Below are 21,525 nucleotides of genomic sequence, written 5' to 3' on the forward strand. Positions count from 1 at the left end.
GATCGGATCCGGCGCCCCGAGGGATAGTGTGAGCGGCGGGGGCGATGCCGTGACCGATCCAGTGCATCTCGAAGCAGTTCACACCCGAGGGGCCTCGGCCATCGGGCGGCGCACCAGTGCCCTCCAGCAGGCGGTGCTGCGCATCGCGACCGCGATCGTCACCGTCGCCTACCGGCTGTACCGCGTGCATCCGATGGTGTGGCGCTGGACGGCGCGCCACTACCAGCCATGGATGGGGAGTTTCGCACGTCTGAACGCGTGGATGATCTGCCAGCAGGCGTACCTCGACGTGCCCGCTTACCACGACTATCAGAAGGCGAACGGCTTCCGGTTCCGGTGGTGGCGGCTGGACAACTACCGGCCCACCTCGAAGACCGACTACGTGAACGCCTATCCGGAGGCGGAGCGCTGCTGGCATGGCCGCATCGAGACCATCGGCACGGTCGTCGACGAGTCGAGCGGATCCTCCGGCAAGCCCTACAACTGGCTGAGGTCCAAGCGCGAGCTGAACACCGTGCACAAGAACGTGGCCGGCTACGTGACGCAGATCTTCGGCACCCGCAAGCTCTTCGCGATCAACGCCTTCTCGATGGGTGCCTGGGCGACGGGAACGAACACGGGCATCGCGATGTCGAAGGTCGCGATGGTGAAGAACACCGGTCCGGACATCGAGAAGATCGTCGACACCCTGCTCTTCTTCGGGCCTGGCTACGTCTACCTGATCAGCGCGTATCCGCCGTTCCTCAAGCACCTGCGCGACCGGCTCGACGCCGAACCCCGTTTCGACTGGGAGCAGTACACACTGAACGGCTTCGTCGGCGGCGAGGCGCTCACGGAGGGGCTGCGCGACTACCTCGAGGACCGCTTCAACCGCGTGTACGCGGGCTACGGCGCCTCCGATCTCACCATCGGCATGGCCGGCGAGAGCGATCTCACCGTCTGGCTGCGCCGGGCTCTGGCGAACACCCCGGCCCTGCGAGAGGACGTGCTGGGCGCGGCCGAGAACCGCATCCCGATGATCTTCCAGTACAACCCGCTCGAGACGTTCCTCGAGACGACCGAGCACGGCGAGCTGCTGGTCACCCTCAACTCGACCGACATCATGAGCCCGAAGACCCGGTACAACATCGGGGACGAGGCCATGATCATCGACTTCCCGAGCATGCAGGCGCTCGTTGCCCGGCATCCGCGGCTCGCGTTCGGCTATGAGCGCGCGTTCGCGATCCAGCGGACGCGGCTGCCGTTCGTCCTGCTCTTCGGGCGCAAGGACTCGACGATCTCGTACATGGGCGCCAACATCTATCCGCTCGACGTCGAGAACGGGCTCTACCTCGACAATCCGTACGCGAGCGCGATCGAGTCGTTCAAGCTGGGGCTGCTCGAGATCGGCGGGCACGAGCAGCGACCGATCATCCACCTGCAGCTGCGCCAGGGCAGCGCGCTCGACGACGCGGCCCGTGCCGATCTGCGCGTGCGGGCGGCGGAAGGGGTGCTCTCGCACCTCGCTCGGGTCTCGCGCGACATCGCGCAGTCGCTGGCCGAGGATCCGACCACCCGCGACGTGCGCATCGAGGTGCACGACCACGGCACCGGGCCGTTCGTGGGGGGGAACATCAAGATCAAGAACGCCTACACGTTCGATCAGAAGGAAGCTCTCGATCAGGCGGATGTGGAGCGCGCCTGATGCGCTCCACCGACTTCTCGAAGGCGCCGCCGCAGGGTCGGGCTCAGGCGATGCTCGTCATCGACAGCGAGACGGCTGATGCGGGCTGGGCGCGCGCACTGCTTCGCACCGCTCGTCGCGACCCGGCTCGGCTCTGGGACCACCGCTACCGCGTCGCCGGCCACCGGGGCATGCTGATCGGCTTCACGAACCGCGATTCCATGCTCGCCTTCGCCGCCACGGTCACGGATGCGCGCACGCGCGGCTACCGCGCCGAGTCGAGCGGCTACTCGAACGGCGTCTGGCGGGCCGAGGGCCCGACGATGACGCACATCCCGACCTTCACCCCCGTCACCCGTGAGCGTGAGCACGGCGTGACCCCACCAGAAGTCGCAGGCGGGCGCGCCCTCGGCCCTGGCCGGCACGGTCACCGGCCGCGCGGGCCCGTCAACCCACCGCGCAGCCCCATCGAGGGCGGCTCGCTCTTCCTCGGCGCCACGCGTTACCGCGGACCGCGCAGCCTGCTCATGCTCGCGCGCACCTGGTATCCCATGCTCGCGAAGATGCGGCGGATGAAGGGCTACGTCTGGCACGCGGTGTACGGCTCGGGCCTCTGGGCACTGGGCACGATCGCCTTCTTCGACGACCGCGACGCCCTGCTCGCCTTCGCACGGATGCCCGAGCATCGCCACCTGATGCAGTGGATCGTCGAGGGCACGCGCTGGGCGACGGCCGGGTTCATCCGCCTGCTGGTCGCCGAGGACAGTGCGGATGCGGACACCGGCTGGGAGCACCCGTGATCGTCGAGGCGGTCGCCGATCGCCGCGGCTTCCGCGACTTCGTCGAGCTGCCGCTGCGCCTGCACCCACAGGCCCTCGCCGTGCCGCTGCTCGAGTCGAGCCTGCGCGACTGGTGGACCGGCCGCTCCCCGCATCCGCAGCCGATCGAGCTCCTGCTGGTGCGGGATGCGCGGGGCCGGGCGGTCGCCCGCTCCACGGTGCACACGGATCTGCGGCTCGATGCCCGACTGGGGGCGCCTTCGCTGCTCTTCGGCGCCACGGAATTCGCCGACGCCGAGGCCGCGACGACCCTGTTCGCCGCGATCGAGGAGCGCGCGGCGGGGCGGGAGCAACTGGTCGGCCCGGTCTCGCTGCTGCCGAACCAGGCCGGGGGAGTGATCACCAGCGGGTTCGCGGAGCGCGGCTTCGTCGATTCCGCGTGGAACCCCGCGAGCTACCCGGGCATCTACGAGGCGGCCGGGTTCGAGCGGCTGTGGGAGTCGGACACCTGGGTGGTGCCGACGCGGAGCACGCCGGGCGTGAGCGCTGCGGAGTGGGCCGCCGCAGGGCTGCGTCTCGAGTACGGCTCGCGGCGCCGCGTCGATGAATTGATCCCCGAGCTGCTCGCGCTGCTGAATCGCTCCTTCGCCGCACTGCCGTACTACACCGAGATCACGCCCGACGAGATGGCCGCGGCGACCGACGGGCTCGCCTACCTGCTTGACGAGCGCCTCCTGCTGCTGGCCCGCGACGCCGGCTCGGGCGAGGCTGTCGCGTTCGTGCTGGTCGTCCCCGACATCACCCTCTTCCTACAGCGCATCGGCGGGCGGATGCGGCTGCACCGCCGACTGCAGCTGCTGCTGACCCGCGCGCGCTACCGGCGCGAGGCGATCCTGATCATCCAGGGCACCGACCCGGCGCGGCAGGGCCGCGGCATCCTCAGCCTGCTCAGTCGGCAGCTGCAGGCGAATCTCGCCGCGGGCGGCTACCGTCTGCTGCGCAGCACGTATGTGGGCCGCGACAACATCGGCTCGGCCCGGCAGTTCGAACGCTTCGGCGGCACGCCGCTGCACGGCTACACCTTCTACTCCCGGAGGATCGGATGAGCGCCACCGACATCGCCGCCCTGCTGCTGATCGCGAGCCGCTCGCCCTCCGCGCACAACACGCAGCCGTGGGCGCCGAGGATCGTCGGGCCCGACACTGTCGAGGTGTCGGTCGTGCCGGCGCGCACGCTGCCGGCCGGCGATCCGTCGTTCCGCGACCTCGTGCTCGCCCTCGGCGCCTGGTGCGAGAGCCTGGCCGTCGCGGCCGCGGCCGTCGGCTGCTCGATCGACGTGCAGCCGCTCGATGCGCTGAGCCGGCTCGACGAGCTGCCGCTGGACGGACCGGCCGACCCCGAGGATCCGGTGCTGCGCATCCGGGTGCTGGACACGCCGAGTGCCTCGCCCTACACAGTGCAGGACGTGCTCGCGCGTCGCGTCTTCCGCGGAGCGCTCGGGGCCCTGGACTGGACGCCGCCCGCCCTGCCGCCGTGGCTGGGCGTGCGCGAACTCGACGACGGAGCGATGACGCGCCTGGTGCGCCTCGGCGTGGCGTACACCGCCTCGCGGCCGAGCGTCGCAAAGGAGCTGCTGCACTGGCTGCGACTCAGCCCTGAGCATCCGAACTACCATCGCGACGGCATGACCGACCGGATGCTGATGATCCCGAAGCCGCTCGCGGCGCTCGCCACACCGTTCACCCGCCGCTCGTGGCTGCGCGATCCGGCGATCGCGGTCGCCGGGGCGTTCGGGCGCGCGCTGGAGGGGATCGAGCGGTCGGTGCGCCTGCCACCCGTCGAGGCCGGGTCCGCCCCGCGTCACATCGTGCTCGTCGTCGACGCCCGCAAGCTCGGCGGCGACCTGCCGAGCGCGACCGAGGCGATGGACAGCCGGATCGGCGCCCCCGAGCCGACCGTGCTCGAAGCGGGCCGCCAGCTGCAGCGGCTCTGGCTGCACGTGCACACCCTCGGTGGCGTCGTCTCGCCGCACTCCGAGATCATCGACTCGCCGCACGCGCACGGCCGGCTCCGGCGGCGTCTCCGGCTGCGCCGCTCGGAGGTGGCGCTCGCCGTGTTCACCGTCGGGCGGGCGCTGGGTGAGGTGCCGGTCTCACCGCGCCTCACGGATGCGCGATGAGCCGCGAGCTTGCCGCCCGCCCCACCCGCACCACCCGCATCGCGCTCCGCACGCGACTGCTCGGCTGGGTGATGCGGCACTCGCGCTCGATGCACATCAGCACGATGACCGCGCAGGACATCGCTCACAACCAGACCATGAGGCACCTGCCCCGGTTCGTGCAGAGCTGGGTCTTCGGTGCGCGGCATCCGGAGGTCGACACGCGCGACCTCAGCATCGACGGGCCGGGCGGCGCCCTGCGGCTGCGGGTGTATCGGCCGCGCCGTGCATCCGCGCCGCTGCCGGCCGCTGTCTACTTCCACGGGGGCGGCTGGACCCTCTTCGGCGGGCTCGACGCCTGCGACTGGCTGCCCAGCCGTGTCGCGGCTCTCGCCGGCGTCGTCGTCGTCGCCGTCGACTACCGCCTGGCGCCGGAGCATCCGTACCCCGCCGCCGTGGAGGACGCGCTCGCCGCGGTGCGATGGGTCGCTGCGCATCCCGATGACCTCGGCACCGATGCACGGCTGGCCGTCTTCGGCGACAGCGCCGGCGGCAACCTCTCGGCCGTCGTCGCCCTGGCCCTGCGCGACGCCGCACGCACCGAGCCCAGCACACCGCGGCTCCTCGCTCAGGGCCTGGTGTACCCGGTCACCTCGACAACCCTCGACGACGTCGCGATGATCGAGAACGCGCAGAAGCCGGTGCTCTCCCGCGCCGACATGGTCGCGTTCCTCCGGCACTACCTCGGTGGCGACGCCGGCATCGCCGAACGGTCGGCCGATCCGCTCGCCGCTCCGCTGTCAGCGACCACCCTCGTCGGCCTGCCGCCGGCTCTGGTGCAGATCGCCGATCACGACGTGCTGCGCGACCAGGGCATCGCCTACGCCGAGCGGCTGCGCGATCACCGCGTACCCACCTCCCTCGAGCGCTTCCCCTCCGCCCCGCACGGCTGGGTCACCTACCCGCGGCTCTCACGCGCGTCGGGGCCGGCGTCGGAGTCGCTGGCGCGGTTCCTCCGGCAGTGGCTGCGGTCCTGAGGCGCGGGCAGAGCACGGCTGGTCGACGAGCGGCGAGGTGGTCTCGCTTTTCGGACCGAGTGTGGAAATGAGGGATACTCGGAGGCGCCGCAGTGTCTGCGGCCGTGAATCCCATGAGCACCTCTCCACTTCTTCCGCATCGCCTCGTCGCGAGCATCGGCATCGTCGGCCCCGGACGGGTCGGCCGCGCCGCCGCACTCGCACTGCGATCGGCCGGGTATCGCGTGACCGGGCCTACCGGGCGCGGTGAGTCCATCGAACCTGCGACCGCGGTGCTGCTCTGCGTCCCGGATCGCGAGATCGCGGCGGCCGCTCGAGCGGTGCGGAACAAGGCGGATTTCGTCGGGCACACCTCCGGAGCGACACCGGTCGCCCCGGCCGGGGTCGATTTCGGACTGCACCCGCTGCGCGCGTTCGTCGGCACCGAGGGCGCGGATGCGTTCCACGGGATCGGGTGCGCCGTCGCCGGGACGTCGCCCGAGGCGCTCGCCGTCGCCGAGGAGCTCGTCGCGGCCGTCGGCGGCGAGTCGTTTCCACTGGCCGACGCGCAGCGCGCGGGGTACCACGCGACCGCATCGATCGCGTCCAACTTCCTCGTGACCCTCGAGGCTGCCGCCGAGACCATGGCTGAAGCATCGGGGTTCACGGCATCCGATATGCGCCGATATCTGGCGCCGCTGGTGCGCGGCACCGTCGAGAACTGGGCGGCGCACGGTCCACGTGCCGCGCTCACCGGACCGATCGCTCGCAGGGATGAGTTGACGGTCGACGCCCAGCGCGCCGCCGTCGCATCGGCCGCGCCGCAGCTGCTCCCGCTGTTCGACGCGCTGTGTGCGAGAACGTACGCGCTCGCCGCGACGAGGGAGCCCGTAGCATGAGGATCATCCGGAGCATCGCCGAGGTGCGCGCCGCCGTCCGCGACGCACGTGCTGCGGGGGACCGGGTGGGGCTGGTGCCGACGATGGGCGCCTTCCACGAAGGTCATCTCTCACTGATCCGGCAAGCCCGCGCCGACAGCGATCTGGTCGTCGTGTCGCTCTTCGTGAACCCGACGCAGTTCGGCGCGAACGAAGACCTGAGCGCGTATCCGAGGGATGAGGAGAGGGATGCCGCGCTCGCGGACGCGGCGGGCGCCGACATCCTGTTCGTCCCATCGGTCGACGAGATCTATCCGGACGGCTTCGCCACCACGATCCACATCTCGGGCATCACGGAGGTGCACTGCGGTGCGAGCCGCGGGCCGCACCACTTCGACGGGGTCGCGACGGTCGTGGCGAAGCTGTTCCAGATCGTCGCCCCCGACGCTGCCTACTTCGGGCAGAAGGACGCGCAGCAGATCCTTGTCATCCGTCGGCTCGTCCGGGATCTCGACATCCCGGTGCGGATCGTGGCCTGTCCGATCGTGCGGGAGGCCGATGGCCTGGCGATGAGCTCCCGCAATGCCTACCTCGACCCGGCCGCTCGGCGGCGCGCGACCGCGCTGAACCGTGCGCTGGATGCCGCCGAGGCCGCGGTTGCGGTGGGGGAGACGAACGCGGGCGCGGTGCTCGACGCGTCCCGGAAGGTGCTCACCGAGGCCGGGATCGATCCGGAGTACCTGGAGCTCCGATCTCCCGATGACCTGCGCGAGCTGCCCGCGGTCGACCAGCCGGCGCTGCTCGCCGTCGCCGCCAGGGTCGGGGCGGCGCGACTCATCGACAACCGAATCCTGGAGCCGACGCCATGAGCACTCGCCCCGCCGCCGCACCGCACCCGCGCATCACGTTCGCGACGCTCGCCGCGAAGAAGGCGAACGGCGAACCCATCGCGATGATCACGGCGTACGACTACCCCAGTGCGCAGATCGCCGACGCCGCCGGGGTCGACGTCGTGCTCGTCGGCGACTCCGCCGCGATGACCGTACTGGGGCACGAAAGCACCGTGCCCGTCACCGTTGACGAGATGCTCATGCTCACCGCGGCCGTCCGTCGTGGTCTCAGCGCCCCGCTCCTCGTCGGCGACCTCCCGTTCGGGTCCTACGAGGCATCCGACGAACAGGCCGTCGAAACCGCGCAGCGGTTCGTCAAGACCGCCGGATGCGACGCCGTCAAGATCGAACGCGGTGGGACCTCCGTGGACCGCGCCCGCGCGATCATCGCGGCCGGCATCCCGGTGATGGGGCACGTCGGCCTCACCCCGCAGACCGCGGCGACCATCGGCGGCTACCGGTCGCAAGGACGCACGGCAGAGGAGGCCCTCGCGCTCATCGAGAGCGCGCTCGCGCTGCAGGCGGCTGGATGCTTCGCCATCGTCTTCGAAGCCATCCCCACTGCCGTCACCGACGCCGTCATGCCGCGCCTGCACATCCCCGTCATCGGCATCGGCGCCGGCCCCCACACCGACGGCCAGGTGCTCGTCTTCCACGACATCATCGGCCTCTACGACGGACATGCGGCCCGCTTCGTCAAGAAGTACGCCGACGTGCGTGCCGACATCCTCGCCGCTGTCACCGCCTATACGCATGACGTGCGAACCCGCGAGTACCCGCAGCCCGAACACGGCTACGGCATGCGCCCCGAGGAAGCCGCGCGACTGCACGCGCTCCTCGACGCGCGCAACCCGCCACGCGCGATGCGCGCGTAGCCGACTTCGGCTCGACCAGAAAGGACGTGGTCGAGGCGCCTACAGGAGGCCGTGGCGGAGGAACGCGTTGTAGACGCCGTCGGCCGTGACGCTCGTCGTGACCTCGTCGGCGAGAGCCTGCAGTTCCGGGTCCGCGTTGCCCATCGCGATCCCGATGCCGCAGACCTCGAACATCTCGACGTCGTTCCAGCTGTCGCCGATGCCGATCGCCGTGGCGGGATCTGCACCGAGATGATCGAGCAGGTGGAGGATCGCCGATCCCTTGGTCGTGCCGCGCATCCCGACCTCGCCGTTGGATCCGCCGGGCAGCGGCATGCTGCCGGGGACGACGTGGAAGTGCTCGCCCAGGTCGGTCTGCAGCTGAGCCACCATGCCGGGGGATTCGCTCATGAAGACGGCCTTCGCGATCTGCGTCCGATCCGCCTGGGAGAGGTCGTGGACGTTCGGAACGATCAACGGGTCGGTCCCGCTCCGCAGGCGGTGCACCAGTTCTACGAACATTTCGCGGACGCGCCGGCCGCCGTAGACGCGGGCATCCGATTGGAGGAAGTAGTGGATGCCGTGCTCGTTGAAGTAGTCGGTGAGCAGTGTGACAGCCTCCACCGGCATCGTGCGGGCCAGCACGGTCTCGTCTCCGCTGGTCGCAAACGCGCCGCCGTTCGTGATCGCCCCGTCGAAGCCGATGGCCCGCACCTCGGGGTGGATGTCACCAGCCGAGCGTCCCGTGCAGAGGTAGACCAGGTGCCCCGCTCTCCGTGCGGATGTGATCGCCTCGACGGTGGAGGCAGCGACGGAGGTGCCGTGATCGAGGATCGTCCCGTCGACGTCGAGGAAGACGATACGACGAGCGGGCGCAACTGTCACGGTTCCATTCTCCCAGTGCCGAGGGGTGTCGTCTCCACGCCTCGATCGTCGACGGTGGCGCCTGACGACGCCCACCGCGTCAGGTCGTTTCGCGGACGACCAGATGCGCGTCGGTCTCCGGTCCCGCGAGAGGCGCGGGCGCGCCGGTGGCGGCACTGAGCGCGAGCTCGGCGAGGTAGCGACCGAGTCCGGCGGTGTCGATCCGGACGCTGGAGAGTGCGGGCACGAACAGCCGGGCGAGGGGGGTGTCGTCGTGGCCGATCACGGCGAGATCTTCGGGGACGCGGATGCCGGCTCGCAGGGCCGCGCCGACGACCATGGCCGCGATGTCGTCGTTATAGGCGACGACTGCCTCCACCTCGGCAGCCACCCACTGCTCGACGCGGCCGCCCGCCGTCTCCTCGGTCACGGCGTCATCAGCGATGAATGCCTCTGCTGAGGCATCCTTCAGCGCGGCATCCGCTCGAGCTCTGCGCTGCGTGACGAGATCGGACACCCGAGGGTCGGCGGAGCGTGCGAAGGCGAGGCGCGTGTGCCCGCGGGAGAGCAGGTGCTCCACCTGCAGACGGGGTCCTTCCGCGAATCCGAGCCGGTCGCGTGCGCTGAGCTCGTCCGCCGGCTGCGGAGGGATGATGTGCTCGACGCCGCTGGCCCGAATGGACTCGAGCTGCTCCGCAGTGAAGGTGGTCATCCCCATCACGACGTCAGGTCGGAGGGTTTCCCACAACGGCTGCGCCTGACCGCCGGGGTGCGGCGTCATCGTGACGAGCGCGTAGCCGGCTTCGTCGAGGGCGAGGGATGCCTCGTCCAAGTGCGTGCGCATCGCGTAGTCGAGCGGCCAGTCGGGGAGGACGAGGAGGATGATCCGGCTCCGTCCGCTGGCGAGCGCTCGCGCGGCCGTGTTGGCGCGGTAGCCGAGGCGCTTCGCCTCGTCGAGCACCCGAGCGCGCGTGGCCTGGGAGATGGTCTGACCAGGCGTGTCGTTGAGCACGAATCCGACCGTGGCGCGGGAGATGCCGAGCGAACGAGCCACATCCGCGGCCGTGACCCGCCTGGCGGATGGTGCCGTCGACGTCATCCGAGCCTCCTGACTGTCTTGGCGATTGAACTTGCGCGCGCTAGTGACTGTATCGTATCCTCGGATCACTAGCACGCGCTAGCCATCGCGACCAGTCCCCCCGGACCATTCCCTCTCGACAATGGAGTCCCCATGAGCACCCCGATCGACGACGCAGACATCGTGACCCCCGTACCCGGCTCGATGCCGCTGCCCACGGTCAACGCGACGGCGGTGGCCGAGACAGCCGCTCTGCCGCCCGAGGATCTGCCGAAGGTCAGCGCCCGCTACATCTGGTTCATGGTGCTGGCGCAGTTCGGCGTCTTCATGGCCTTCATCACCCCGATCGCAATCTCGCTGGCGATTCGCGTGGCCGAGATCGCGCCGGAGCACCAGGAGTACCTCGGGTACATCACCGGCTCCGGTGCCCTGTTCGTGATGCTCACCGCACCGTTCATGGGCATCTGGAGCGACCGCACCCGCACCCGCCTGGGCCGCCGCCGCCCGTTCATGATCGGCGGAATGATCGTCGGGGTCGTCTCGCTCGCCGTGATGGCGATGGCTCCCTCGATCCTGCTGCTCGGGTTCGGCTGGATCCTCGCGCAGTGGGGCTGGGGAACCGTGCTCGGCAACCTGCAGAACTCCACCGCCGATCGCCTGCCGGAATCCCAGCGCGGCAAGGTCGCCGGACTCACCGGCTTCGCCACCCAGGTCGCCCCGGTCATCGGTGTCATCGCGACGATCGGGGTCACTGGCAACGCGCTCCTGCTCTTCCTCATCCCGGGGCTCGTAGGCGTGGTGCTCGTCACCCTGTTCGTCACCCTGGTGCACGAAGACGACAGTCGGATGCTGCCGCGCGAGCACATCGGACTCTCCGGGGTGCTGCGCAAATACGTCTACAACCCCAAGACGTACCCCGACTTCTCGTGGAACTGGGCCGGCCGATTCCTCTTCTACTTCGGGCTCACGCTCAACACCACGTTCACCTCGTACTTCTTCGCCGAGCGACTCGGCGTCTCGATCACCGAGGTTTCCGGTGTCATCGGCACCCTCGGTGCCATCGGCGTGCTCGCCGTCACGGCAGGCGCCCTCGGTGGCGGATTCCTCTCAGATCGATTCCGCCGTCGCAAGATCTTCGTTCTGATGGGCGGTGCGATCATGGCGGCCGGCATGGTCGTGATGGCGCTGTCAGGCTCGCTGCCTGTGCTGTTCGCGGGGTCGCTGATCGTGTCGCTCGGCATCGGGCTGTTCTCGGCTGTCGACATGGCACTCCTGCTCGACGTGCTGCCCGAGAAGACGACGGATGCCGGACGGTTCATGGGCATCACCGGGTTCGCGACCTCCATTCCGCAGGCCGCCGCACCGTTCATCGCCTCCTGGATCCTGCTGATCGGCGTCACCGGGGCGGCCAAGAACTACACGCTCCTCTTCCTCGTGGCCGCAGCCCTCGTGCTGGTCGGCGGCCTCGTCATCCTGCGCATCCGCTCCGTGCGCTGACCCACCCGACCCACTCCCTGAGGATCTCCATGACCGTCTCCGTCAGCCCCGTCCGCTTCGAGCACCACCGCGATGCGGTCGGCATCGGAGAGTCCGCCCCCCGCCTGAGCTGGATCGTCGAGTCCGCCCCGGCGGGCTGGCGGGCGGCGAGTTACGAGCTCGAACGGATCGGCGGCGATGTCGTCACGGTCGACAGCGCGGACTCGGTGCTCGTGGCTTGGCCGTTCGCCGCCCTTGGTTCGCGCGAGCGGGCTGAGGTGCGGGTGCGGGTCACCGGCACCGACGGGACCTCGTCGGAGTGGAGCGAGTGGGCGGCCGTCGAGACCGGTCTGCTCGAGGCATCCGATTGGGAAGCTCTGCTGGTCGGGCCGGTCGACGACTCGATCGCGTCGCCTCTCGTGCGCGGCACCTTCGAGATTCGGGATGCCGCGATCCGTCGTGCGCGGATCTATGCGACGGCGCACGGGGTCTATGAGCTGGAACTCAACGGAGTCCGGGTCGGGGACCAGGAGCTCGGGCCCGGATGGACGGCGTACGAGTCGCGACTGCGTTACCAGACCTACGACGTCACCGACCTGGTCGGGCCGGGCGCGAACGGTGTCGGCGCCTGGCTCGGCGACGGCTGGTGGCGCGGCCACCTCGGCTGGGACGGACGCAAGGACCTGTACGGCAGCCGGCTCGGCGTGCTGGTGCAGCTCGAGATCGAGTACGCGGACGGCGAGCGTCAGGTCGTGGCGTCCGGTCCCGACTGGGCTGCGGCCGATGGTCCCGTCCGCTCGTCGGACCTCTATAACGGGGAGGACTTCGACGCTCGGCTGCTCGACCCGAGCTGGTCCACGGCCGCGGCCGACCTAGGGGGTTGGGAGCCTGTCGCGGTGCGCGAGCTCGATGTCACGACCCTCGTCGCGCCGGACGGTCCGCCGGTGCGGTGCGTCGAGTCGCTCGCCGTCCGCGAGGTCATCACCTCGCCATCCGGGAAGACGATCCTCGATTTCGGACAGAACCTCGTCGGACGGCTGCGCATTTGCGTCACGGGCAGCGCCGGCGATGTCATCACCCTGCGGCACGCGGAGGTGCTCGAGCACGGCGAACTGGCGACCGGCCCGCTGCGCGCAGCGAAGGCGACCGACACCTACACGCTCGCGGGGGACGGCGAAGAGACGTGGGCGCCGCGGTTCACGTTCCACGGCTTCCGGTACGCGGAGATCACCGGCTGGCCCGGCGACCTCGATCCCACCGCCGTGACCGCGGAGGTGCTGCACTCCGACATGGAGCGCACCGGCTGGTTCGCGACATCCGACCCGCTCGTCGACCGGCTGCACCAGAACGTGGTCTGGGGCATGCGCGGCAACTTCGTCGACGTGCCCACCGACTGCCCGCAGCGCGATGAGCGCCTTGGCTGGACGGGCGACCTCCAGGTCTTCGCGCCCACCGCCGAGTACCTCTTCGACTCGGCCGGGTTCTTGACCTCGTGGCTCAAGGACCTCGCCGCCGAACAGCAGCGCCACGGCGGAACCACCATGGTCGTGCCTGCGATCACCACCGGCTACCAGGGGCCGATGGCCGGGTGGGCGGATGCCGCGACCGTCGTGCCGTGGACGCTCTACCGCGCCTACGGTGACCTGGAAGTGCTCCGCACGCAGTTCGGGAGTATGGCCGCGTGGGTCGACGAGGTCGCCGCGGCTGCGGGGGAGGATCGCGTGTGGAGCGCCGGGTTCCAGTTCGGCGACTGGCTCGACCCGACCGCGCCGGCAGGACGACCCGAGGCCGCGCAGACGTATTCCGAGATCGTCGCGACCGCGTATTTCGCACGTTCGGCGCGGATCGTTGCGGACGCCGCCGCCGTGCTCGGCCGGCATGAGGCGGCGGCGCGATACGGCGGACTCGCCGACGAAGTCTCCTCGGCGTTCCACCGCGAGTACGTGTCGCGCTCGGGCCGGGTGCTTTCCGATTCGGCGACCGCGTATGCGCTCGCACTGCAGTTCGACCTCATCGCCGACCCCGCCGAGCGCACCCGCGCGGCGGACCGGCTCGCCGAGATCGTCCGTGGGAACGGCTACAAGATCTCCACCGGGTTCATCGGCACGCCGCTGATCTGCGACGCGCTCAGCGCGAACGGCCACGCCGATGCTGCGTACCGCCTGCTGCTGCAGACCGAGAACCCGTCGTGGCTCTACTCGGTGAAGATGGGCGCGACCACGATCTGGGAACGCTGGGACTCGCTCCTGCCCGACGGCACCGTCAATCCGAGCGGGATGACTTCGTTCAACCACTACGCCTTCGGCGCGGTCGCCGACTGGATGCATCGCGTCGTCGCCGGGCTCGCGCCTGCGGAGCCCGGCTACCGGCGCCTGCGGATCGCCCCGCAGCCGCCGCGCCGCGGTCTGGCCGAGGCATCCGCTCGGCTGCGGACTCCGTACGGCGACGCGTCGAGCGCGTGGACGCTCGAGGGCGGCGAGCTGCGGCTCACGGTGGAGATCCCGGTGGGTGCGACCGCCGAGGTCGTGCTCCCGTCCGGGGCCGGCCATGAGATCGGGCACGGCACCCACACGTTCGCGGAGCCGTTCGAGGTCGACGCGATCGAGCGCGCCGTGGTCACGGTGGACACCCCCCTGGGCGACCTGATCGACGACGCCGAGGCGATGGCCGTGCTGATCGGCGTCATCACGAAGTACGTGCCCGAGGCGGCTGACCAGATGTCGGCCGGGCTCCGCGGCCAGGACGCGGTCACGCCCCGGCAGATCTCCGGGATGCTGCCGCACGCCGAGCAGGTGCTCAGGGATCTGGAGCGCGGATTCGCGGCAGTGTCGGCAGGCGAAGAGGTCCCGCTCGAGGTCATCACAGCCCCGGAACCGACCGCCGAGGACGACGCGGAGCTCGCCGCGCGGGCTGCCCTGCTCACCGGGCGCGACTTCTGGTCGACTCGCGAGGGTGACGGCATCCGCTCTCTCGTCCTGACCGACGGCCCGCACGGCGTACGCCGACAGGACGGCTCCGCCGACAACCTGGGACTCAACGACAGCCTGCCTGCCACCTGCTTCCCGACGGGTGCCGCCCTGGGATCCAGCTGGGATCGGGACCTGATCCGCGAGGTCGGCGTCGCGCTCGGCGAGGAGGCCCGCGCGCTCGAGGTCGACGTCCTCCTCGGCCCGGCGATCAACATCAAACGATCGCCGCTCGGCGGCCGCACCTTCGAGTACCTCTCCGAGGACCCGCGGCTCACGGGTGAACTCGCGGCCGCCTACGTGCAGGGCGTGCAGAGCACGGGCGTCGGTACGTCCCTCAAGCACTTCGCCGTGAACAGCCAGGAGACCGACCGGATGCGCGTCGACGCTCAGGTCGACGCCCGCGCGCTCCGCGAGATCTACCTGCCCGCCTTCGAGAAGGTGGTCAAGGATGCCGCGCCCACGTCAGTGATGTCCGCCTACAACGCCATCAACGGCACCTTCTCGTCCGAGAACCACTGGCTGCTCACCGAACTGCTGCGCGACGACTGGGGCTTCGAGGGACTCGTCGTCTCGGACTGGGGAGCCATCAAGGACCGCGTCGAGGCTCTCAAAGCCGGGCTGGATCTCGAAATGCCCGGCACCGGTGACGAGGGAACCGCGGCGATCGTCGAGGCCGTCCGCTCGGGGCGAATCGATGCCGCCCTCGTCGAGCGCAGCGCAGCGCGGCTGGCCACGCTCGCAGAGCGGACCGCTCAGCCCGCAGAGGCCTCGCGGACCTTTGATGCTGACGCACACCACGCCCTCGCGCGGCGTGCGGCTACGGCATCCGTCGTCCTGCTCCGCAACGAACACGACACCCTTCCGGTTCGGGCTGGACAGAAGATCGCTGTGCTCGGAGAACTCGCCGAACACCCGCAGTACCAGGGCGGCGGCAGCTCTCACGTCAACGCGACGCGGGTCGACATCCCGCTCGACCAGCTGCGCGTCGCGCTCGGCGAGGAGAACGTGACCTACGCGCCGGGCTACTCGAAGAAGCAGGCCGGCGACACTGAATCGCTGCGCAGCGACGCACGCACCGCGGCCGAAGCGGCCGACATCGCGGTCGTCTTCGTGGGGCTGTATGAACAGGACCAGTCCGAAGGATTCGACCGAGAGCACCTCGAGCTCCCCGCAGCCCATGTCGCCCTGATCCAGGCAGTGGCCGGCGTCGCGAAGCGGACCGTGGTCGTCCTCTCCAATGGCGGAGTCGTCTCGCTCGAACCGTGGCACGACAGTGTCGATGCGATCGTCGAGGGCTGGGCGCTCGGCCAGGCGGTCGGCGGCGCGTTCGCCGACGTCCTCACCGGGGCTGTCAGCCCATCCGGTCGACTCGCGGAGTCGATCCCGCTCGCGCTGTCGGACACCCCGGCGTACCTGAACTTCCCCGGCGAGAACGAGGTCGTCCGCTACGGCGAGGGCGTCTTCGTCGGCTACCGGTACTATTCCTCCACCGGACGAGCCGTCCGGTACCACTTCGGCCACGGACTCGGCTACACCAGCTTCGACTACGACGGACTCGACGTTCGGCCCACCGGTGCCGACACCGCACTCGCCCGGGTGACGGTGCGCAATGTCGGGGTAGTGGCGGGGGCGGAGATCGTCCAGTTCTACGTGGCGCCGGCACCTTCGGCCGTGCGGCGGCCCGTGCGTGAACTGGCCGGGTTCGCCAAGGTGCACCTCGAGCCGGGCGAGCAGGCGACGGTGGAGGTGGCCCTGGATCGGCGGGTGTTCGCATTCTGGGATGTCACCGGTGACAGATGGTGGGTGCAGCCGGGGGTGTACGAGGTGCAGCTCGGCCGGTCCGCCGACGCCATCATCGACGCGCGCGAGGTGCTGCTGGAGGGCGATGTCGATCGACCCCAGCCGCTCAGCCTCGACGCCACCGTGGGCGACTGGTTCGGCCATCCGGTCGTGGGTCCGGCGCTCATGCAGGCGATGATGTCCGGCGCGTCCGCCGAGCAGCTGGCCGCGGCCGAAGAGAACGCGAACATGCTCAAGATGGTCGAGTCGATGCCGATGGGGCAGTTCGCCCGGTTCCCCGGTGTGGAGATCCCGGATGCCGCGCTCGACCAGCTCATCGCGATGAGCGTCGCCGCGGCATCCGTTGACGCTCCCGTGTGAACCGCAGCCTCCGCTGAGGGCGGCCGAAGCGGGCGTGGGTATCGGCACCTTGTCAACCCCCAGAGGAAACGCTCGCAGCAGAGTGAGCATGGCTGTCATGACCATCGAGAAGAACGCGACATCCGCGCCGGTACGTGAGCGTTCGGCGAAGCGGCTGACGAGCGCTGAACAGGGTGCTGCGCGTCCGTCGAAGGGATCGCCCGGCTCTCAGACCGTGCTCCTGGTGCACGACGGGGTGAAGGCGCTGGAGGACATTGGCCTCGCCGACCTTCCGGACGCGATCAGGAAGGCCACGAGGCAGAAGGGCTTCGTGTGGGTTCAGTTGGTCAATCCTGACGAGGCCCTCGTCACCCGGGCCCGGGAGACGCTCGGCATCCACCCGGTCGCCGCGGCGGATGTCGTCTCGGGCCGTCAGCAGCCGAAGGTGCAGCAGTTCGCCGATCATCTCTTCGTACTGCTGTGGCAGCTCATCGTCGATCGAGACGCGGGCGACATCGCCCTCGGTCAGACGTTCCTGTACATGGGCGACGGATGGCTGCTGACCGTTCAGCGCGTCGACGAGAAGCAGCCCACCGACTTGACGGCGCTGGTCGAGGAATCGCCCACGGAGCTGCGCGACAGCCCGATGGCGGCGGCGTACGTGATCATGGCGGCGATCGTCGACGGCTACGCGAAGGCGGCCGCAGACGTGGAGACCGCTCTCGAAGAACTCGAGGAGCAGGTCTTCAGCGAGTCCACGACCGAGGACCACAAGCGCATCTACCGAGTGCGGAAGGACATCGGTCGCATCGATCGCGCAGTGTCGAGCATCGCCGCCGCCCTCCGCGAGAGCACCGACCACCTGGACGCGATGACGGTCGGACACGAGCATGTGGTCCCGTATCTGCACGACCTGCTGGACGACGCGGCCGGCACAGCCGCCCTGATCAACGATCAGAGCCGCGCCCTGGATGCGATCCTCTCCAGCCACGAGAGCAATGTCGCCGCTCGTCAGAACAAGGACATGCGCACCATCTCGGCGTTCGCTGCTCTGCTCGCACTGCCGACGCTGATCGCCGGGCTGTACGGGATGAACTTCAAGAACATCCCGCTCGTCCAATGGCAGTATGGCTGGGTCGCGATCGCCGCCGTGCTCATCGCCGTCGACATCACCATCTACATCATGTTCAAACGGCGCCGTTGGCTTTAGCGAGGATCCTCGCGTCTACCCTGGGTGAGGACATTCGCTCGGAGTCGGGAGCGGCCGGCGTGAGGCAGGAGCACGGGACATGAACGATCGACCCATCGAGGGACTCCGCGACTACATCGAGCATCTGCGTCAGCTGGGTTATTCGGTCCGCGACGGTCATACTCCCGACCCTGATCTGATCGACCCGCAGGGCAACGCCGTCTACACCTGGCAGGAGGGGTATCCCTATCCGGAGCTGATGGAGCGCGACGCGTACGAGCTGGAGAAGTACCGGCTGCAGGTCGAGCTGCTCAAGTTCCAGTACTGGCTGGAAGACAACGGCCAGCGCGCGATCATCCTGTTCGAGGGGAGGGATGCCGCGGGCAAGGGCGGCACGATCAAACGGTTCACCGAGTACCTGAATCCTCGGACGGCCCGGACGGTCGCGCTGACCATGCCGACCGAGCGGGAGCGGGGGCAGTGGTACTTCCAGCGCTACGTGCAGCACCTTCCCACTGCGGGGGAGATCGTGATGTTCGACAGGTCCTGGTACAACCGGGCCGGAGTCGAGCGGGTGATGGGGTATTGCACCGACGCGGAGTATGAGGACTTCATGGTGCAGGCGCCGAGCTTCGAGAAGATGCTCGTCGATTCCGGCATCCATGTCACCAAGTTCTGGTTCTCGGTGTCGAGAACAGAGCAGCGCACCCGGTTCGCGATCCGGCAGCTCGACCCGGTGCGGCGGTGGAAGCTGTCGCCCAACGACCTCGCATCGCTTGACCGGTGGGAGGACTACACGGCCGCGAAGGAGGAGATGTTCCACCGCACCGACAAGAAGCACGCGCCGTGGACGATCATCCGCTCGAACGACAAGAAGCGTGCCCGGCTCAACGCGATGCGGTTCTTCCTCGGCCAGTTCGACTACGAGGGACGAAACGACGACGTCATCGGGGATGTCGATCCGCTGCTGGTGATGCGCGGCAAGCAGGAGACCGCAGACGAGTAGCAGGCACCCGCTGCGCCGCGAGCAAGCGCGATCGGCCCGCCGACCTCAGTCCGATTCGGTGGGTGTCGGCTCGGGGGCGTTGCCCTCCTCCCGCAGCTGCGCCTTGACGTCGTGCTCGACGATGATGGGCACGAAGTCGCGCACCGGCGCATCATCCAGCGACTCCTGCACCTCGGTGACTCGCGCTTCGATGTCCTCCGGCGGCACGGATGGGAATCGCGATGTCAGCCGGTCCACCACATGGTGGATCGCGGCATCCTCGTTCTCGGACTTCTCCATGGGTGTGACGCTACGGCCGCATTCCGGGCGTCTCAACGGGTTGACTCGCCCGCGGATCTCCGTCATCCTGCACCCACTTGCGCGATGACGGCGTTCACGGGATGTGCCGGAGGGCAGATCCCGGACGGCGCTAGGTTAGCGGTAAACTAGCGGAACACGCGAAGCGTTCGAGAGCGGCAGACGCTCCTGGTTGGGAGTGGAAATGGCCCTCATGCTCGGCACTTACGCCCTGGCGTGGGGGCGATCGGAGGCGGAACACGCCGAGGTCGTCAGGGCTGCGTCCGAGCACGGCTGGATCGACGGTCTGGAGGTGCCATGGACGGGATCCCTGGCCGCCGATCTCCCCGAGGTTCTGACCGCGACAAGGCCGGATTGGCGCATCGCCATCACATCCCTCCCCGGCACGATGGCGCAGGTCGCCGGCCAGCCGGCATTCGGGCTGGCTTCCTCCGACCCCGACGGCAGGCGAGCGGCGATGACGGATGCCGCGAACCTGCGGTCTGCGGTCGCAGCGCTCAATGACGCACTGGGCAGAGCCGCCGTCGCGGCGATCGAAGTGCACAGCGCACCCAGGACGCAGGATGTGCCCTCAGGGTGCAGCGCCCTCGCACGATCCCTCGAGGCGATCGCCGACTGGGACTGGGATGGCGCGCAGCTGCTCCTCGAGCACGTGGACGCGAAGGTCGCTGGTCTCGCTCCTGCCAAGGGATTCCTGACGCTCCAAGACGAGCTCGAGGTCATCACCGAGAATTCACTGCCGATCGGCATCCTCATCAACTGGGGCAGATCGGCCATCGAGCTCCGGGATGCCGCACAGGTCATCGACCATGTAGCGCTGGCGCGTGAGTCCGGCGTGCTGAAAGGGCTGATCTTCTCGGGAGCGAGCGCCGTGGCGACGGATCATGGTGAGGCGTGGGCAGATCAGCACCTGCCCGCCAGCCGACATGAGCCGAACTCGCTGCTGACGGCGGAACTGATGGATGACGCGCTGCGCGTTGCCGGCCCCCTCGACTTCACCGGTGTCAAGATGGCGTGGCGCGGGTCTCTGCAGGACGGGACCGAGATGCTCCTCGACACGGCGCGCACGGTGTCCGCCATCACAGACCGCTACCGGCATACGACCCCTTAGGGAGGGCTCACATGGGTCGTGCTCCAGATGTGAACAAGCCGACGACGATATACGACGTCGCGCGAGTGGCCGGTGTGTCGCACCAGACGGTGTCGCGAGTCCTCCGGGGTCTGCAGGGCATGAGCGCCGAAACCCGGGAGCGGGTTCAGCGAGTCGCGGAGGAACTCCACTACCGTCCGAGCGTCGTCGCTCGCGAACTCGCCTCGTCGAGGCCCAGCCGAATCGGGGTGGTCGGCTATGAGACGTTCGAGTCGAGCACGAGCAAGGTCCTCAAGGGCGTCAACGACGTCGCCACCGCGGCGGGCTACGTGCTCGACATCGTGACCGTCGACCCCCTCGGCGACGTCGACGAGATCACCCGGCGCCTGGACGCCATCAACGGCAGCGACGCGGCAGGACTGCTGGCGACGTCACCGACAGCGAACGTGCGGCAGGCGCTCGAGCACAGCGTCTTCCGCATGCCGGTCTTCCTCGATGTGAACGGCGATGTCGACCACACGCCCGGGCCGCGCTTCGGCACGAGCATCTCGGCTCAGCTCGTGATGGATCATCTGCGTGCACTGGGTCACCGCCGCATCGCCCATGTGGCCGGCCCCGCCGGATGGGACAGCGCCTCGAACCGGGAGTCCGTCTATCGGGCGTCGTTCGCCGGAGGCGACATCGACGAGGCGTGGGTAGTGCGTGGCGACTGGTCGGCGAAGTCCGGCTACGAGGCCGCGCAGCTGCTTCCGTTCGGAACCGGAATCACCGCGATCTTCGTTGCGAATGATCGGATGGCGCTCGGTGTGCTGCGCGCCCTGACGGAGCGCGGAATCCGGGTGCCGCAGAACATCAGCGTGGCAGGAATCGACGACATTCCAGAAGCCGCATACTTCGGACCGCCGCTCACCTCGGTGCACATCGACTTCGCCGAGGGCGGTCGGGTCGCGGCGCGCAGTCTCATCCGCCTGATCGAGAATCCGGGCACGCCGCTTCCGGAATACCCCGTGAGCACCCTGATCGCCCGGAGCTCCACCGCGCCCATCGCTTAGCGGACCCGCCGTGAGGTCATGCTTGCGCAATCCCAGGGCATGCATTACGTTACCGCTAAACCCAGTTGCTTTACCGGTAACGTACGGGCATTTGACGAGGTTGTCACGGATGCCCGCGCTACGGAGG

Annotated in this window: 17 protein-coding genes; 14 read left to right on the plus strand and 3 right to left on the minus strand. The window is 69.2% G+C overall.

Going from position 1 to position 21,525, the window contains the following annotated elements; translation table 11 throughout:
* Position 1 precedes the first annotated feature (1 nt).
* From ACXJ3V_RS17455 to panB, 8 genes are all read left to right on the plus strand, one after another.
* Positions 2 to 1,684 carry a phenylacetate--CoA ligase family protein gene (locus ACXJ3V_RS17455; RefSeq protein WP_457101611.1) on the plus strand — a complete coding sequence of 561 codons (1,683 nt, stop codon included), beginning with the start codon at positions 2 to 4 and terminating at the stop codon, positions 1,682 to 1,684.
* Complete coding sequence (locus tag ACXJ3V_RS17460; protein ID WP_457101612.1) at positions 1,684 to 2,463, plus strand: hypothetical protein; 780 nt, start codon at positions 1,684 to 1,686, stop codon at positions 2,461 to 2,463. Before ACXJ3V_RS17455 ends, ACXJ3V_RS17460 begins: the two co-directional genes overlap by 1 nt.
* Positions 2,460 to 3,548, plus strand: a complete 1,089-nt coding sequence (locus tag ACXJ3V_RS17465) for a hypothetical protein (protein WP_457101613.1) — start codon at positions 2,460 to 2,462, stop codon at positions 3,546 to 3,548. The genes ACXJ3V_RS17460 and ACXJ3V_RS17465 overlap by 4 nt, the downstream gene beginning before the upstream one ends.
* A complete protein-coding gene (locus tag ACXJ3V_RS17470) occupies positions 3,545 to 4,621 on the plus strand; it encodes a hypothetical protein (RefSeq protein WP_457101614.1) in 1,077 nt (358 codons plus the stop codon). The genes ACXJ3V_RS17465 and ACXJ3V_RS17470 overlap by 4 nt, the downstream gene beginning before the upstream one ends.
* Positions 4,618 to 5,637 carry an alpha/beta hydrolase gene (locus tag ACXJ3V_RS17475; RefSeq protein WP_457101615.1) on the plus strand — a complete coding sequence of 340 codons (1,020 nt, stop codon included), beginning with the start codon at positions 4,618 to 4,620 and terminating at the stop codon, positions 5,635 to 5,637. The genes ACXJ3V_RS17470 and ACXJ3V_RS17475 overlap by 4 nt, the downstream gene beginning before the upstream one ends.
* Positions 5,638 to 5,750: 113 nt before the next feature.
* The gene (locus tag ACXJ3V_RS17480) at positions 5,751 to 6,515 is read left to right on the plus strand and encodes a DUF2520 domain-containing protein (RefSeq protein WP_457101616.1); all 765 of its coding nucleotides are present in this window, start codon (positions 5,751 to 5,753) and stop codon (positions 6,513 to 6,515) included.
* The gene (panC, locus tag ACXJ3V_RS17485; RefSeq protein WP_457101617.1) at positions 6,512 to 7,363 is read left to right on the plus strand and encodes a pantoate--beta-alanine ligase; all 852 of its coding nucleotides are present in this window, start codon (positions 6,512 to 6,514) and stop codon (positions 7,361 to 7,363) included. Before ACXJ3V_RS17480 ends, panC begins: the two co-directional genes overlap by 4 nt.
* Positions 7,360 to 8,259, plus strand: a complete 900-nt coding sequence (gene panB / locus ACXJ3V_RS17490; protein WP_457101618.1) for a 3-methyl-2-oxobutanoate hydroxymethyltransferase — start codon at positions 7,360 to 7,362, stop codon at positions 8,257 to 8,259. Before panC ends, panB begins: the two co-directional genes overlap by 4 nt.
* Before the next feature lie 39 nt (positions 8,260 to 8,298).
* On the opposite strand, the gene ACXJ3V_RS17495 is transcribed toward panB, so the two are convergent.
* Positions 8,299 to 9,123, minus strand: a complete 825-nt coding sequence (locus ACXJ3V_RS17495) for a Cof-type HAD-IIB family hydrolase (protein WP_457101619.1) — start codon at positions 9,121 to 9,123, stop codon at positions 8,299 to 8,301.
* Between the two features lie 79 nt (positions 9,124 to 9,202).
* Positions 9,203 to 10,201: a LacI family DNA-binding transcriptional regulator gene (locus ACXJ3V_RS17500; protein ID WP_457101620.1), complete on the minus strand. Its 999-nt coding sequence runs from the start codon at positions 10,199 to 10,201 to the stop codon at positions 9,203 to 9,205.
* Positions 10,202 to 10,333: 132 nt separating this feature from the next.
* On the opposite strand from ACXJ3V_RS17500, the gene ACXJ3V_RS17505 reads away from it, so the two are divergent.
* The 4 genes from ACXJ3V_RS17505 (at position 10,334) to ppk2 (ending at position 18,959) form a co-directional block, all read left to right on the plus strand.
* Complete coding sequence (locus ACXJ3V_RS17505) at positions 10,334 to 11,677, plus strand: MFS transporter (protein ID WP_457101621.1); 1,344 nt, start codon at positions 10,334 to 10,336, stop codon at positions 11,675 to 11,677.
* A 29-nt stretch (positions 11,678 to 11,706) separates the two neighbouring features.
* Positions 11,707 to 16,785, plus strand: a complete 5,079-nt coding sequence (locus ACXJ3V_RS17510) for a family 78 glycoside hydrolase catalytic domain (RefSeq protein ID WP_457101622.1) — start codon at positions 11,707 to 11,709, stop codon at positions 16,783 to 16,785.
* A 97-nt stretch (positions 16,786 to 16,882) separates the two neighbouring features.
* Positions 16,883 to 17,974 carry a CorA family divalent cation transporter gene (locus ACXJ3V_RS17515; protein ID WP_457101623.1) on the plus strand — a complete coding sequence of 364 codons (1,092 nt, stop codon included), beginning with the start codon at positions 16,883 to 16,885 and terminating at the stop codon, positions 17,972 to 17,974.
* 79 nt (positions 17,975 to 18,053) lie between these two features.
* Positions 18,054 to 18,959, plus strand: coding sequence for a polyphosphate kinase 2 (gene ppk2, locus ACXJ3V_RS17520; protein ID WP_457101624.1), 906 nt, complete (start codon positions 18,054 to 18,056; stop codon positions 18,957 to 18,959).
* Between the two features lie 45 nt (positions 18,960 to 19,004).
* Here the strand turns inward: ppk2 and ACXJ3V_RS17525 are convergent, their stop codons facing one another.
* A complete protein-coding gene (locus tag ACXJ3V_RS17525; protein WP_457101625.1) occupies positions 19,005 to 19,238 on the minus strand; it encodes a three-helix bundle dimerization domain-containing protein in 234 nt (77 codons plus the stop codon).
* 202 nt (positions 19,239 to 19,440) lie between these two features.
* On the opposite strand from ACXJ3V_RS17525, the gene ACXJ3V_RS17530 reads away from it, so the two are divergent.
* Positions 19,441 to 20,367, plus strand: coding sequence for a DUF4862 family protein (locus ACXJ3V_RS17530; protein ID WP_457101626.1), 927 nt, complete (start codon positions 19,441 to 19,443; stop codon positions 20,365 to 20,367).
* A gap of 11 nt (positions 20,368 to 20,378) precedes the next feature.
* On the plus strand, positions 20,379 to 21,398 hold the full coding sequence (locus ACXJ3V_RS17535; protein ID WP_457101627.1) for a LacI family DNA-binding transcriptional regulator: 1,020 nt from the start codon (positions 20,379 to 20,381) through the stop codon (positions 21,396 to 21,398).
* The last annotated feature ends 127 nt before the right edge of the window (positions 21,399 to 21,525 follow it).

The sequence above is a fragment of the Microbacterium sp. P5_E9 genome (assembly GCF_054049175.1).